Consider the following 13,763-nt stretch of genomic DNA (forward strand, 5'->3'; position numbering starts at 1 on the left):
CGGTTCGAATCAGGCGAGCCGGTACTGTTCGCGGGCGGATTTCGTCCGGTACAGCAGCAGCGTCGCCACCATGCCGCACACGGCGGCCACGCCCATCCACGCGCCGGGCGCGGCCTTGTCGCCGGTGGCGTGGATCAGCCAGGTGGAGATCGCCGGCGTGAAGCCGCCGATCATCGTGGCCAGACTATAGGCCATCGAGAAGCCGGTGGAGCGCACCTTGGCCGGCATCAGCTCGGTCAGCGCCACCACCATCGCGCCGTTGTACCACGCGTAGAGCAGCGAGAGCCACAGCTCCACGGCCAGCAGCTTGCCGAACGACGGCGCATGGATCAGCCACTGCATCGCCGGGTAGGCGGTGAACACGGTCAGGATCGTGAACGCCAGCATCACCGGGCGCCGGCCCACGCGGTCGGACACCGCGCCCGAGATCGGCAGCCAGATGAAGTTCGAGACGCCGACGCAGGCCGTGACGAGCAGCGCGTCGAACGACGACATCTTCAGCACCACCTTGCCGAAGGTCGGCGTGTAGGCGGTGATCAGGTAGAACGAGGTGGTGGTCATGATCACGAGGCCCATGCCGGCCACGATCAGCCCGGCGTTGGCGACGATGGTGCGCAGGATCTCGCCGATCGCGGGATGATGCTTGCGCGCGACGAACTCGTCCGACTCCTGCAGCGTGCGGCGGATGTAGAACAGGAACGGCACGATCAGGCAGCCGACCACGAACGGCACGCGCCAGCCCCAGCTGGTCATCTCCTGCGCCGGCACGACCGCGTTCAGCAGCACGCCGAGCGAGGCCGCGAACACCACCGCCACCTGCTGGCTGGCCGACTGCCACGAGCAGAAGAAGCCGCGGTTGCCGGGCGAGGCGATCTCGGCCAGGTAGACCGACACGCCGCCGAGTTCGGCACCGGCCGAGAAGCCCTGCAGCAGCCGGCCGAACAGCACGATGGCGGGCGCCAGCAGGCCGATGCTGTGATAGCCGGGCACGAACGCCACGCACATGGTGCCGATCGCCATCAGCGTCAGCGACAGGATCAGCCCCTTGCGGCGGCCGTGGCGGTCCATGTAGGCGCCCAGCACGATCGCGCCGATCGGGCGCATCAGGAAGCCGGCGCCGAACACCGAGAACGCCAGCATCAGCGAGACGAACTCGTTGCCGGCCGGGAAGAACGTCGCCGCGATCGCGGCCGCGTAATAGCCGTAGACCGTGAAGTCGTACATCTCCAGGAAATTGCCGCTGACGGCGCGAAACACCGAACGCGCGCGCGAATCGCGCCGCTCGACTTGGGTGACTGCTGACATGGGGACCTTCCTTGCGCTGGGCGCCTGTTGCCGCGACGGCCCCGGCGGGCCGCCCTGGCGGCGAAGAAAACGGTGAAACGAAGATGAAAGCGGGAAGCCCGCTCAGGCGATCTGCATGACCGCCTTGCCGACCTGTTGGCGCGACTCCAGCAGCGCATGCGCGGCCTCGACGTCGTCGAACGTGTAGCGGCCGTTGATCTCGATGCCGAGCGCGCCGTCGGCGATCGCGGCGAAGATCTCGTCGGCGCGGCGCTGCACGGTGTCGCCGTCGGCGAGGTGATCGGCGAGGCGCGGGCGCGTCAGGAACAGCGAGCCGGCCTCGCCGAGTTCGTAGGGATCGAGGTCGTCGAGCGAACCGGCCACCGCGCCGTAATTGACCACCAGCCCGCGCACGCGCGTGGCGCGGAAGCTGTCGCGCAGCGTCGGGCGGCCGACCGCGTCGAACACCACGTCCACGCCGCGGCCCGCGGTCAGCTCGCGCACGCGGTCGGCGAAGCGCCCTTGCTCGTAGCGCATCACGTGGTCGGCGCCGTGCGCCTTGGCCACGGCCGCCTTCTCGTCGGTGCTGGTGGTGGCGAACACGGTCGCGCCGCGCCGCCTGGCGAGCTGCACCAGCAGCTGGCCGATGCCGCCCGAGGCCGCATGCACGAGGCAGGTGCTGCCGGCGCCGACCTGCGCGACGTCGTCGAGCAGGTAGTGCGCGGTGGAGCCCTGGAAGATCGCGGCGGCCGCGAGGTCGTAGCCGATCGCGTCGGGCAGCCTGGCGAGCCGCGCGGCCGGCACCACCGCGTAGTCGGCGTAGGCGCCCCAGGCGATGCACCAGGCCACGCGCTCGCCGGGCCGGAAGTGCCCGGCGCCGGGGCCGGCGCTGACCACCTCGCCCGCGCCTTCCATGCCGAGCGTGCAGGGGATCCGCACCGGGTAGGTCCGCGAATCGCGGTACTTGCCCTGGCGCGTGTGCACGTCCATGAAGTTGATGCCCGCGCAGGCGAGCTTCACCAGCACCTCGCCCGGGCCCGGCACGGGCACCGGAATCTCGACGCGGCGCAGGACTTCGGGGCCGCCGTACTGCTCGATTCGAATCGCTCTCATCGGTTTTCCATCACGCGTTCCGGCGCCGCGGCAGGCGGCTCAATGAAACGCTTCGTGCTGCGTACCGTCGACGAACGCGTTCGTGTAGGTACGGGACAAGTCGACGTGCCGCGCCATCAGGCCGGTTCCCGTCGACACCAGAACATGCAGCACGGTGTCCGGGGCATCCCCGGGCATCGTGCCGTCCACCGAAAACGACGGCTTGGCCAGCGCGAGCGCGGCCACGTAGCCGGCGCGGTCCTTGCCGACCACCTCGGGCGGCAGCACGGCGGCGATCTGCCCGGCGTCGTGGCTCGCGATGAAGCGCAGCGCGCGCACCAGCGCGTGGACCATCCGGCCGGTCTCGTCGCGGTGCGCGAGCGCCCAGCCGCGGCGCAGGTACAGGCACGAGCCGACGTAGGTGCCGCCCAGCTGCGCGCGCGTGCCGTCCACGCCGCGCAGGTCCACCAGCACGCGCGCCGCGCCGCTCGACAGCAGGCGCGTGGCGGCCGGCTCCTCGACCATGCCGGCGTCGATCGTGCCGTGCTCGATGGCGTCGACGAAACGCGTGTCCGAGGCGAGCGGCACCACCGTGTAGTCGCCGGGCGCCACGCCGGCGCGCGTGGTCAGGTAGCGCGTGAGCAGCCAGGTGGAGGCGCCGAAGCCGGTCACGCCGAGCCGGCGGCCGCGCGCGTCGTCGATCGAGCGCATCGCCGCGCCGGCGGCGGGATGGGTGGACGCCAGCTCGGCGAGGCCGGCCGCGCGCACGAACACCACCACCGACAGCACGTCCTGGCCGCGGCTCTGCAGGTCGATGGTGTGGTCGTAGAAGCCCACCGCGCCGTGGATCGCGCCCGCGATCAGCTCGGTCGAGGTGTCGATGCCGGCCGGCACCGACAGCACGCGCACGTCAAGCCCCTCGTCGCGGAAATAGCCGAGCCGGTCGGCCAGCACGGCCGGCAGGTAGATGATCTTGGACATCCCGCCCATCATCAGCTTGATCGGCTCGGCGCCGGCCGGCGCCGCGAACGCCGCGCCGGCGGCGGCGAGCGCGAGCGCCAGCACGCCGGGCCGCAGCAATCGACCGAGATGACGGATCAGGGAACGCATCGGGGAAACTGTCTCCTTCTCGCGGTGCCGACGCCGCGCTTGTGTTCGGGAATGCCGGTCGGCCAGACGGCGCGGCGGAAACGGGACAACAGGGACAACGCGCAGGCGCCGCGCTAACGGTGCCCAGTATAAAAATCGGACGCCTTCTGATTGCCTTCAGTGATTCGCGAGTTTTGTCGGTATTTACCCTCGGCGGCAGGCAGCGCGCGGGCGGCCGCGTTCACGCCGGCCCGCTGCCGGCCGCTGTCGTCCGTCGCGGGGCCTGACCGGCCCCATCGCATTCAGGCCCGCGAGCCGCGCGCGCCGCTGGTGACGCGCTAGAATCGCCCGTTCCGCGGCCCCCGTGCCCGCCACCCCTTCCGCGCCTTCCGATGTCGTCGATGCCCGCCCTCGCCCGTTCCGCCGCGCCCCGCGACGCCGTGCGCTACGGCCTGCTCGGCGCGGCCGGCATCGAACTGATGCATGCGCGCTTCGAACGACATCGTTTCGCGGTACACGCCCACGACACCTGGGCCGTCTGCGCCGTGCTGCATGGCGCCAAGGACGTCTCGGCGCGCGACGCGCGTCCCGCGATCGTGGGCGCCGGCCAGCTCTACGCGCTGCCGCCCGGCGCCGCGCATGCGGGCCGCACGGTCAGCGACACGGCCTGCGAATACGCGATGCTCTACATCCCCGACGCCGAATGGCGCACGCGCTGCGCGATGCATGGCGTGACGCCGGACCTGCTCGCCGCGCCGCGCCGCCATCCGGCGGCCGTGGCACGTTTCGCGGCGTTCGCCGCGCGGCGGCTGCGGCAGCCCGCGATGGCGGCCGACGGCGATAGCGAGTGGTCGTTGTTCTGCGAAAGCCTGCTGACCGCCCTGAGCCCGACCGCGGCCGAGCCGTCGCGCCCGGCGGCGGCGCCCGATCCGCGCCTGCGCCGCGCGGCCGACCTGCTGCGTGTACTCGGCCACCGCAACGTGACGCTCGACGAACTCGCGCGCGAGGCGACGCTGTCGGTGGCCGAGTTCGGCCGCCGCTTCACCGCGGCCTACGGGCTGAGCCCGCATCGCTACCAGCTCGCGCTGCGACTGCTGGCGGCCAAGCGCCTGCTGCTCGGCGGCGGCACGCCACCCGACGTGGCGGCCGCGACCGGCTTCGCGGACCAGAGCCACCTGGGCCGCCACTTCAAGGCGATGTTCGGCTTCACGCCCGGCGCCGTCGCCCGGCGGCGCGGCGCAGGAACGTTCTAGATCGCGACGCGGTGACGGCGCTAAGGTGCGCGGGTCTTCCACGCTCACGCATCCACCCATGTCCGTCGATCCCGCCCTGCCCGCCGTTTCCGGTTCCGCCTTCGAACCCGATTCCGACTCCAACTTCGATTCCGATCCCGCCGCGCCGCGCATCGTCGCGTTCGAGCCCGGCCACGCCGACGCCGCGATCGCGCTGATCCTGCATGTCCAGAACGTCGAGGCCGGCGTCGCCATCCCGCTCGACGCGCAGCCCGAACTGCTCGACATCGTGCGTCACTTCGCGGACACGGGCGGCGGCTTCTGGGTCGCGCTCGACGCGGCCGGGCAGGTGGTCGGCACGATCGGCCTGCAGCTCCAGGCCCCCGGCATCGCGGTGATGAAGAAATTCTTCGTCGCGGCGGCCTGGCGCGGTGCCGGCAAGGGCTGCGCGTCGCGCCTGTTCGCGACGCTGCTGGCGCGGGCCCGGCAGCGGCGCGTGACCACGCTGGTGCTCGACACGCCGGCCGTCGCCACGCGCTCGCATGCGTTTTACCGGCGGCACGGCTTCGTCGAGATCGCCGCGCACGAGCTGCCGGTTCACTACGACTTTCCCGACCGCGACTCGCTGCTGTTTCGGCTCGACCTGCCGCACGGCTGACGCCCGTGCGCGTGCCGCCGACGGCCGGCAGCGCCTGCCCCGCCGGGCCGACCGTCGGCCCGATCCATGGACGGCAGATGTCGGCGGCACACCACCGGTCGGGATCGGCGCCACGCACACATACGCGCACGTGGCCGAAGTCGACAACCCGATCCGCCGGACCGCGGTGGCAGGGTACGGTCCGGCCATTCCCGCGTCGGCCATGATCCGACGCGCGACAGCGCCGGCTTCGTCTGACGCGAGGCCGCGCTGCGCCTGGCGCATTGTTGAGCCCATCTCAATTTTTCATTGAAACCGCTTCACCGATTTAAACGCTACGATCCGCGCACCGCTCCCGGCCCTCGCGCGGGGCCGCGCCCTGTCCACCCGCGAATCGATCTGTCTCCCATGACCACCACCTCCGGCACCGTCGAGCACGACGTGGCCCGCCCCTCCGTTGCCGTCTCGCCCGCCCAGGCGCGCCGTGCCCTGCTTGCCCTCGCCGTCGGCGGCTTCGGCATCGGCACCGGCGAATTCGTGATCATGGGCCTGCTGCCCGACGCGGCGCGCGACCTCGCCATCACGATTCCGCAGGCCGGCCACCTGATCAGCATCTACGCGCTCGGCGTGGTGATCGGCGCGCCGCTGCTGGCCGTGCTCGGCGCGCGCTGGGCGCGGCGCAGCTTCCTGGTCGGGCTGATGCTGGTGTTCGCGCTCGGCAACCTGGTCAGCGCGATCGCGCCCGGCTTCGCGTCGATGGCGCTCGCGCGCTTCCTGACCGGCTTCCCGCACGGCACCTTCTTCGGCGTCGCCGCGCTGGTGGCGGCGGGCCTCGTGCCGCGCGAGCGGCGCACCCAGGCGGTGGCGCTGGTGTTCCTCGGCCTGACGGTGGCCACGCTGCTCGGCGTGCCGATCGTGGCCGCGATCGGCCAGTGGTTCGGCTGGCGCATCGCGTTCGCGATCGTCGGCGTGATCGGCCTGCTCTCGGCGCTGCTGGTGCGGCTGTGGGTGCCGTTCATGCCCGGCGACGCGCTCGCGAGCCCGCTGCGCGAACTGGGCGCGCTACGCAGCAAGCAGGTGGTGCTCACGCTCGGCATCGGCGCGATCGGCTCGGGCGGCGTGTTCTCGGTGTTCAGCTACGTGAAGCCGACCATGACCGAACTCGCGCACCTGCCGGTCGCGCTGGTGCCGGTGGTGCTCGCGCTGTTCGGACTCGGCATGGTGACCGGCAATCTGGCCGGCTCGCGCTTCGCCGACCGCGCGCTCGAGAAGACCATCCGCTACGTGCTGATCTGGGCCGTGGTGGTGATGGGCGCCTACACGTTCAGCTCGCACAGCGCCGTGTTCGGGCCGCTCAACGTGCTGCTGGTGGGCACCATCGTCGCGCTGGCCGCCACGCTGCAGACGCGGCTGATGGACGTGGCCGGCGACGCCCAGACGCTCGCCGCCGCGCTGAACCACGCCGCGTTCAACATCGCCAACGCGCTCGGCGCGTGGCTCGGCGGCATCACGATCGACGCGGGGCTCGGCTGGTCGTCCACCGGCTGGGTGGGCAGCCTGCTCGCGCTGGCCGGGATCGGCGTTCATGCCTGGGCGCTGGCTGATCAGCGCAAGCGGCATGGGTGAAGTGCGATCGAGGCACGGCTGACGCACGGCCAAAGGGCGGCCGGAATGCGGTGGCCCGAATTCGGCGAGCGCCAGCGCGCGCCCAGCGGCATCGGCATCAGCATCAGCATCAGCATCGCAACGCAACGCATCGACCATCGGACGATCGGGAAGCGTGCGATTTTTTCGCCTCCCACACTTCGTTCGATCCGCGCGGCGCGCGCTGTCACAGTACCGGGCCAGCCGCGAAGCACCCCGCTCCCTCTCGCGATCGACGGCCCACCGCCCCCCATGCACCGTCGACACCCGCCGCACCTCACTATCTGGACAAACCCGACACGAATCCGACCCCTTAACCGTCGGCGCGAAGCACGACGCGCGTCGTGATTGACTTCGGTTGAGCCACGCTCAAGAATCTGCCGGCCGTTCGCGCCGTCCCGCGCGCTCCCGAGGAACCCCACCGTGCCGACCTACAGCCGCAACGACCTGGCGACGCTGAGCGCGTTCTCCGTCATCTGCCGCCGCAAGAGCTTCCGGCTCGCCGCCGCCGAACTCGGCGTGACCGCGTCGGCGCTGAGCCATGCACTGCGCGGCCTCGAGGAGAAGCTCGGCGTGAAGCTGCTGAACCGCACCACGCGCGCGATCGCGCCGACCGACGCCGGCGCCGTGCTCGTCAAGGGGCTCGACGTCGGCTTCGAGCACATCGACAGCGCGCTGGCCGCGCTCTCGCAGTTTCGCAACACCCCGTCGGGCCTGATTCGCATCAACGTGCCGCGCGACGCCTCGCAGCTGCTGGTCAGCCCGGTGCTCGGCCGCTATCTGAACCGCTTTCCGAAATCGCAGCTCGAGGTGGTGGTGGACGACCATCTGGTCGACATCGTGAAGGGCGGCTTCGATGCCGGCATCCGCTACGGACGCCGCGTGCCGCGCGACATGGTGGGGATTCCGCTCACGCCGGAGCTGGACTGGGTGCTGGCCGCCTCGCCCGACTACCTGCGCCTGAACGGCACGCCCGCGCAGCCCGCCGATCTCGCCGGCCATTCGTGCATCCGGCTGCGCATCGGCGACGAATCGGTCTACCAGTGGGAACTCGGGCGCGGCAAGCAGGCCTGCCGCATCGACGTGCCGGGCCGCGTGATCCTCAACGAGACCGACGCGGTGATCGACGCCGCGCTGGCCGCCGTCGGCATCGCCTACTGCCTGAAGCGGCGCATCGAGCCGCATCTGGCCAGCGGCCGGCTGGTCCTCGTGATGCCCGACTGGGCGCCGCCGACCGAGCCGTTCGTGATGTACTATCCGAGCCGCCGACAGCTTTCGGCGAGCCTCGCGCAGCTCGTGCAGATGATCCGCGAGGATCACGGGCTGCCCGAATTCAAACGCTGAACGCCGCCGTCACACGACGAATGCCGGTCATGCCGACGTTGAGCGCAGCTCATCGACCGCCGGTCTAGACTGGCGCTTTCGACCCGCAAAGCGAGATCATCAGCATGAACATCGAAACCACCCGCATCGCGGGCATCGACACGCCGGTGTCGCGCATCGGCCTCGGCACCTGGGCGATCGGCGGCTGGATGTGGGGCGGCGCCGACGACCGGCAGTCGGTCGCCACCGTGCGCAACGCCGTCGAGCAGGGCATCAACCTGATCGATACAGCGCCCGTCTACGGCTTCGGCCACTCGGAATCGATCGTCGGCGAGGCGCTCGCGGGCATCCGCGACCAGGCCGTGATCGCCACCAAGGTCGCGCTCGACTGGAACGCCGACGAGAAGGTCATGCGCAATTCCAGCGTCGCGCGGATCCGCCAGGAGATCGAGGAGTCGCTGCGCCGGCTGCGCACCGACCGCATCGACCTCTATCAGGTCCACTGGCCCGACCCGCTGGTGCCGTTCGACGAGACGGCCGCCGAACTCGAACGCCTGCGCCGCGACGGCAAGATCCTCGCGATCGGCGTGAGCAACTACAGCCCGGCGCAGATGGACGAGTTCGCCTCGGCCGCGCCGCTGGCCGCCGTGCAGCCGCCGTACAACCTGTTCGAGCGCGCGATTGAGGCCGACGTGCTGCCGTATGCGAAGCAGCACGGGCTGCAGATGCTGGCCTACGGCGCGCTGTGCCGCGGCCTGCTGTCGGGGCGGATGACGGCCGACACGCGCTTCGAGGGCGACGACCTGCGCCGCAGCGATCCGAAGTTCCAGGCGCCGCGTTTCGCGCAATACCTGCGGGCGGTGGACGCGCTGGCCGAACTGGCGCGCGAGCGGCACGGCAAGTCGGTGCTCGCGCTGGCGATCCGCTGGGTGCTCGACCAGGGGCCGACGATCGCGCTGTGGGGCGCGCGCAAGCCCGAGCAGCTGAACGGCATCGGCGACGCGTTCGGCTGGCGGCTCGACGCGCGCGACCTGGCCGACATCGACGCGATCCTCGCGCAACACGTGACCGATCCCGTCGGGCCGGAATTCATGGCGCCGCCGCTGCGCGCGGCCTGAACCACGGAGTGGCGGAGCCGGCCGCCGCGCCCAGCGCTTGCCCACATGGCACGGTGGACAAATCCTGTGCGGCAGGCGGCAAGCTTCGCTGTGGACGTTGCTGGCCGGCGTTCCCGTCAGGCCAGCCGCGGATAACCGAGCGCCGCCGCCTCGTCCGCCATCCGCGCGATCCGGTCGTAGTCCGCTTCGGCCACCGTCGCGAAGCCGCGCAGGCGCAACGCCCGCGCGCGCGCCGGATCGGCGCGGCAGGCCACGTCGAGCGCGTCGCGCAGCCAGCCGGCCTGCCGGTCGTCGAGCCGGCGCGAGGCGATCAGCGGCAGCCCCGGCGCACCCGCGCTCGCGCCGATCACGCGGATCCCGCGCAGCCGCTCGGGCAGCGCGTCGCGCAAATAAGCAAACGTCACGCAGTCGATCGCCGCGCAATCGGCATGGCCCGCCGCCAGCGCGTCGAGCACGTTGCGATGCGAGCCGAACGCCGTGACCGAGGCAAAGAATCGCTCGCCGCGCGCGAGCGGCGCGACGGCATGGCGAAACGCGTTCATGCCGCTATGCGAATCGTCGCCGTTGCAGGCCGCGCGCAGGCCGCGGCAGCCGGCCAGCGTGGTTGCGCCGCCCGCCCGCGCGGCGGCCGACACCACCAGCACGCTCGAATACCCGGCGCCGTCGCAACCTTCGGCGTCGAAGCACGGCGTCGCGATCAGCCGCGCGACGTCGGCGAGCCCGAGCATCCGGAACGGGTAGCCGCAGGTCTGCGACAGCAGCAGATCGGCGCGGCGCCACAGCGGCATCAGTTCGCCGAACGGCTCGTCGAGCACGCCGACCTCGCGCGTGCCGCCGCGCCGCGCGAATGCTTCGAGCGCCTCGTCGAGCAGCGCGCGCCACAGCGCGCCATGGCGCGGCGTCACGTTGTACATCGGCAGTGCGGCGATCCATCGGCTCATGCGCGGCGGCTCCTTGCTCGCGGGTTCGGGAAACGCGGCGTGACGGGGCCGCCGCCGGATCGACGGCGTCGGGTCGCGCCGGCAGCCATTCTGCGCCCGGATCGCGGCGCTCGCGTGCCTGATAAGCAAATGCGAATTCGTTGATTGGTGGCGCGCCGCCGATTCGCTAGAGTGGGCATGGCGTCACGCAAACCGCGAGCGCGTCCGCCTCGATGCATCCGGCGCGATGCCTTCCGGGGCTCGACGTGCCCGTGTGTCGCCTCGCGGAACGTGCCGCCATGCCGACAGCACGGCGCCCGCCATCGACGCGACGCCCAGCATCCCGCCCGCCGTCCCGCCTTCCCGATATGGCCGAATATTTCGACGTAGACCACGCCAACGAGATCCGCGCGCTCGGCGCTCGCTTCGCCGCGCGCACCGAGTGGCCCACCTGGCTGCTGATCGCGACGATCTACGGCGGCTGGCTCGGCGCCATGCTGCTGGTGCGCGCCGGCGCGCTGCCGTTCGCGGCGGCCGTGCCGGTCCTGATCGTGCTGGCCGCCTGGCAGATGTCGCTGCAGCACGAGCTGCTGCACGGCCATCCCACGCGCCTCGACTGGCTGAACCGGCTGCTCGCCTATCCGCCGCTCGCGATCTGGTATCCGTACACCTGCTATCGCGACACGCATCTCGCGCACCATCGCGACGACGACCTGACCGTGCCCGGCGTGGACCCGGAAGGCAATTACCTGCCGCGCGGCCAATGGGCGACGCTGCCGCGCTGGCGGCGCGCGCTGTGGGTGCTGCGCAAGACCTTCCTCGGGCGGCTGGTGGTGGGACCGCCGATGAGCGTGGCCGCCACGCTCGCCGATGCGCTGCGGCGCATCCGGCGCGGCGAACGCGCCGTGCTGCGGATCTGGGCCACGCACGGCGCCTGCGTGGCGGCGCTGCTCGCCTGGGTGCAGCTGTCGGCCGGCATCGCCTGGTGGGCCTACCTGCTCGCCGTGAGCTGGCCGGCGCTGTCGCTCGCGATGGTGCGCTCGCTGCTCGAGCATCGCGCCGCCGTCCACCCGAAGGCGCGCATCGCGATCAACGAGGCCGGTTTCGTGATGCGCCTGCTCTACCTGAACAACAACTATCACCTCGTGCATCACGATCTGCCCGGCCTGCCGTGGTTCCAGCTGCCGGCCGCGTACCGGATGCGCCGCGACGCCTATCTGGCCAAGTGCGACGGCTTCGTGATCCGGGGCGGCTATCTGGAGCTGCTGCGCCGTTACGCGTGGCGGCCGACCGATGCGCCCGAGCATCCGTTCCGGCACGCCACGGCCGCGCTCTCGACCGGCGGCGGCCGGATCGCGGTGATCGAGGGATGCTTGCAGATCAGCAGTTGAGGCACGGGCACGAAGGCATGGTGTGCCTCCGATGCTTCGTCTTCCTGAAATCCGGCATCGCACCGGGCGCGGGCGAAACGGCGCTAGGCCAGTTCGAGCCGGTTGCCGCCGAGCGATTTCGCGCGGTACAGCGCGCCGTCGGCGTCGGCCAGCATGTCGGCCAGCACCAGCGCCGGCGTGAGGGCCGGCGTGCCGCCCGCGCAGTGGGCCAGGCCGATGCTGACGGTCGCCTGGATGCCGAGGCCGTCGCCGCGTTCGGCGATCGTCTCGGCGAAGCGGCGCGCGACGGCCCTGCCCAGCTCGGCCGCGCGCCGTGCGTCGTCGCCGGCCAGCAGCGCGGCGAATTCCTCGCCGCCGATGCGCGCGACGATGGTGGCCTCGCCCAGCACGCCACGCACCACGTCGGCGAACGTCTTCAGCACGTCGTCGCCGGTCTTGTGGCCGTGGCGGTCGTTGATGCGCTTGAAGTGATCGAGATCGAAGGCCAGCACGGCGTATGCCTGCCGCCCCGCTCCGGCGGCCACCACGCGCTCGCCTTCCTCGAAGAACCAGCGGCGGTTGCCGAGCCGCGTCAGGTAGTCGGTGCGCGATTCGCGCAGCAGCTCGCCGTGCGTTTCCTCGCGCACCAGCCGCAGCATCGTCATCGGCAGCACCACCGAATAGAGCACGCCCTCGTACATCGTGAGCTGGCTCGCGGCCAGCACGACCGGCGGCCCGAACTCGCGCGCGAGCCACGGCAGCGCGAACGCGCGGGCGACATAGAGCAGCGCGTGCAGCCCCGTCACCACGACCGCGATGCGCCATGCCGAGAGCGCGCGCAGCGTCTCGTTGCGCAACAGTTCGCACGTGGTCATGGCACTCGCCAGCGCGATCGGAATCGCGCTCAGATAGAGCCACATGGTTGCCTGCCAGCGCGTGCCGGCCACCGCCCAGGCCAGCGCCAGCGCCGCGACGAGGCCCAGCGAGACGCCGCGCCGGCGCCGGCCGTTCAGCACCGCCACGCCGTCCAGGATCAGCAGGTAGCCGGAGACGATCACCAGGTTGCCGAGCGCCGATCCCCATGCGCCGGGCAGGCGGCCCCGCACCAGCACCACGGCGCAGCCGAGCGCGAGCGTCGCGTAGCCCGCCGCGAACGTGCGCAACGCCTGACTGCGATTGGGATGGGTGCGATGCTCCCAGAACGTCATGCCGGCACTGGCAAAAAGGGTTCCGATCGCGAGGAAATAAAGGGTAAGAAGGTCGACGTGCATCAGTGACGAAAAAACTCATGCCGATACCGCGCGGCAGCAGCGGCATTCTACGCCGGACGTCCGACACCGCCGTGATGGTCAAATTTCAGCGCGGGCCGGAAAGCGGCGCGGCACGCGGCCGGCGGTCCCGCGCGCCGCGCGAATCGCGGTAAGGAATCGCGGCGAGATCGGGCGCCCGCGGGCCGGCGTCGCCGCGATCGGCACGCGCCGGCACCGCTGCGCCCGGCGCTTCCCTTGATCCCGACCCGCGTGCCGACCGCCACGCCCCGCCTGTCGTCCGACGATCCGAACGAGCCGATCACGCGGCTCGGGATCCGCGTGACCGGCCTGTCCGAATGCATCCTCGGCGAGGGCTTCGTGCTCGAACTCGACGACCACGACGCGCCCGGCATTCATGACATCCTGTCAGGCAACGGGCTGCTGCACATCGCCGGCGCCGGCATGGTGCCGTTCGCGCCGCACACGCTGCTGATCGTGCCGCCGCGCCATCCGCTAAATCTCGAGGTGCCGGCCAACCGGGCCGGCATCGCGCCGCCGCGCGTCACGGGACGCGAGCACCGGCAGGTGGTCGATTCGATCAACCGGTTTCGCGCCGGCGCCAGCGAGCCGTTGACGGTGATGATCTGCGGCGACTTCCACGCGGCGTCCGGCGCCGCGATCGACCTGTTCGACCACCTGTCGGCGCCGATCGTCGAGCACTTCGACGCGTCGGACCGGCTCGACGTCCACCCGCGCGCCGCCTTCGGCGACCTGGCCGCGCAGGCGATCGGCGCGCCGCGCTGC

General features: G+C 71.5%; 13 protein-coding genes. 6 read left to right on the forward strand and 7 right to left on the reverse strand.

Annotated elements, in window-relative coordinates:
* Nucleotides 1-9 precede the first annotated feature (9 nt).
* The 3 genes from tcuC to BpN12_RS30750 form a co-directional block, all read right to left on the reverse strand.
* Nucleotides 10-1,305 carry an MFS transporter gene (gene tcuC, locus BpN12_RS30740; protein WP_246795889.1) on the reverse strand — a complete coding sequence of 432 codons (1,296 nt, stop codon included), beginning with the start codon at nt 1,303-1,305 and terminating at the stop codon, nt 10-12.
* A gap of 102 nt (nt 1,306-1,407) precedes the next feature.
* Nucleotides 1,408-2,397 (reverse strand): quinone oxidoreductase family protein, encoded by a 990-nt coding sequence (locus BpN12_RS30745; RefSeq protein ID WP_246795890.1) that lies wholly within the window; start codon nt 2,395-2,397, stop codon nt 1,408-1,410.
* 39 nt (nt 2,398-2,436) lie between these two features.
* On the reverse strand, nt 2,437-3,486 hold the full coding sequence (locus tag BpN12_RS30750; protein ID WP_246795891.1) for an ABC transporter substrate-binding protein: 1,050 nt from the start codon (nt 3,484-3,486) through the stop codon (nt 2,437-2,439).
* Nucleotides 3,487-3,866: 380 nt separating this feature from the next.
* Between BpN12_RS30750 and BpN12_RS30755 the strand changes: the two genes are divergently transcribed.
* From BpN12_RS30755 to BpN12_RS30775, 5 genes are all read left to right on the forward strand, one after another.
* Nucleotides 3,867-4,718 (forward strand): helix-turn-helix domain-containing protein, encoded by an 852-nt coding sequence (locus BpN12_RS30755; RefSeq protein ID WP_246795892.1) that lies wholly within the window; start codon nt 3,867-3,869, stop codon nt 4,716-4,718.
* A 58-nt stretch (nt 4,719-4,776) separates the two neighbouring features.
* A complete protein-coding gene (locus BpN12_RS30760) occupies nt 4,777-5,355 on the forward strand; it encodes a GNAT family N-acetyltransferase (protein WP_246795893.1) in 579 nt (192 codons plus the stop codon).
* Between the two features lie 387 nt (nt 5,356-5,742).
* A complete protein-coding gene (locus BpN12_RS30765; protein ID WP_246795894.1) occupies nt 5,743-6,960 on the forward strand; it encodes an MFS transporter in 1,218 nt (405 codons plus the stop codon).
* A gap of 441 nt (nt 6,961-7,401) precedes the next feature.
* Complete coding sequence (locus tag BpN12_RS30770) at nt 7,402-8,322, forward strand: LysR family transcriptional regulator (RefSeq protein WP_246795895.1); 921 nt, start codon at nt 7,402-7,404, stop codon at nt 8,320-8,322.
* 104 nt (nt 8,323-8,426) lie between these two features.
* Nucleotides 8,427-9,419, forward strand: coding sequence for an aldo/keto reductase (locus BpN12_RS30775; RefSeq protein ID WP_246795896.1), 993 nt, complete (start codon nt 8,427-8,429; stop codon nt 9,417-9,419).
* A gap of 116 nt (nt 9,420-9,535) precedes the next feature.
* On the opposite strand, the gene BpN12_RS30780 is transcribed toward BpN12_RS30775, so the two are convergent.
* Nucleotides 9,536-10,360, reverse strand: coding sequence for a phosphate/phosphite/phosphonate ABC transporter substrate-binding protein (locus BpN12_RS30780; protein WP_246795897.1), 825 nt, complete (start codon nt 10,358-10,360; stop codon nt 9,536-9,538).
* Between the two features lie 347 nt (nt 10,361-10,707).
* Between BpN12_RS30780 and BpN12_RS30785 the strand changes: the two genes are divergently transcribed.
* The gene (locus BpN12_RS30785; protein ID WP_246795898.1) at nt 10,708-11,730 is read left to right on the forward strand and encodes a fatty acid desaturase; all 1,023 of its coding nucleotides are present in this window, start codon (nt 10,708-10,710) and stop codon (nt 11,728-11,730) included.
* Between the two features lie 83 nt (nt 11,731-11,813).
* Here BpN12_RS30785 and BpN12_RS30790 read toward each other — a convergent pair whose 3' ends face one another.
* The 3 genes from BpN12_RS30790 to BpN12_RS30800 all read right to left on the reverse strand — a co-directional run bounded on the left by BpN12_RS30790 (nt 11,814) and on the right by BpN12_RS30800 (nt 13,709).
* A complete protein-coding gene (locus BpN12_RS30790; protein WP_246795899.1) occupies nt 11,814-12,980 on the reverse strand; it encodes a GGDEF domain-containing protein in 1,167 nt (388 codons plus the stop codon).
* A 78-nt stretch (nt 12,981-13,058) separates the two neighbouring features.
* Nucleotides 13,059-13,376 carry a hypothetical protein gene (locus BpN12_RS30795; RefSeq protein WP_246795900.1) on the reverse strand — a complete coding sequence of 106 codons (318 nt, stop codon included), beginning with the start codon at nt 13,374-13,376 and terminating at the stop codon, nt 13,059-13,061.
* 96 nt (nt 13,377-13,472) lie between these two features.
* Complete coding sequence (locus BpN12_RS30800) at nt 13,473-13,709, reverse strand: hypothetical protein (RefSeq protein WP_246795901.1); 237 nt, start codon at nt 13,707-13,709, stop codon at nt 13,473-13,475.
* Nucleotides 13,710-13,763 lie beyond the last annotated feature (54 nt).

Origin of the sequence: Burkholderia perseverans, from assembly GCF_022870505.1 — a bacterium.
GTDB classification, from domain to species: domain Bacteria; phylum Pseudomonadota; class Gammaproteobacteria; order Burkholderiales; family Burkholderiaceae; genus Burkholderia; species Burkholderia plantarii.

Coding starts and splice junctions, on each gene's coding strand:
- tcuC (WP_246795889.1), bottom strand. CDS start 1,305: ATGTCAGCAGTCACCCAAGTCGAGCGGCGCGATTCGCGCGCGCGTTCG.
- BpN12_RS30745 (WP_246795890.1), bottom strand. CDS start 2,397: ATGAGAGCGATTCGAATCGAGCAGTACGGCGGCCCCGAAGTCCTGCGC.
- BpN12_RS30750 (WP_246795891.1), bottom strand. CDS start 3,486: ATGCGTTCCCTGATCCGTCATCTCGGTCGATTGCTGCGGCCCGGCGTG.
- BpN12_RS30755 (WP_246795892.1), top strand. CDS start 3,867: ATGCCCGCCCTCGCCCGTTCCGCCGCGCCCCGCGACGCCGTGCGCTAC.
- BpN12_RS30760 (WP_246795893.1), top strand. CDS start 4,777: ATGTCCGTCGATCCCGCCCTGCCCGCCGTTTCCGGTTCCGCCTTCGAA.
- BpN12_RS30765 (WP_246795894.1), top strand. CDS start 5,743: ATGACCACCACCTCCGGCACCGTCGAGCACGACGTGGCCCGCCCCTCC.
- BpN12_RS30775 (WP_246795896.1), top strand. CDS start 8,427: ATGAACATCGAAACCACCCGCATCGCGGGCATCGACACGCCGGTGTCG.
- BpN12_RS30780 (WP_246795897.1), bottom strand. CDS start 10,360: ATGAGCCGATGGATCGCCGCACTGCCGATGTACAACGTGACGCCGCGC.
- BpN12_RS30785 (WP_246795898.1), top strand. CDS start 10,708: ATGGCCGAATATTTCGACGTAGACCACGCCAACGAGATCCGCGCGCTC.
- BpN12_RS30790 (WP_246795899.1), bottom strand. CDS start 12,980: ATGCACGTCGACCTTCTTACCCTTTATTTCCTCGCGATCGGAACCCTT.
- BpN12_RS30795 (WP_246795900.1), bottom strand. CDS start 13,376: ATGAATGCCGGGCGCGTCGTGGTCGTCGAGTTCGAGCACGAAGCCCTC.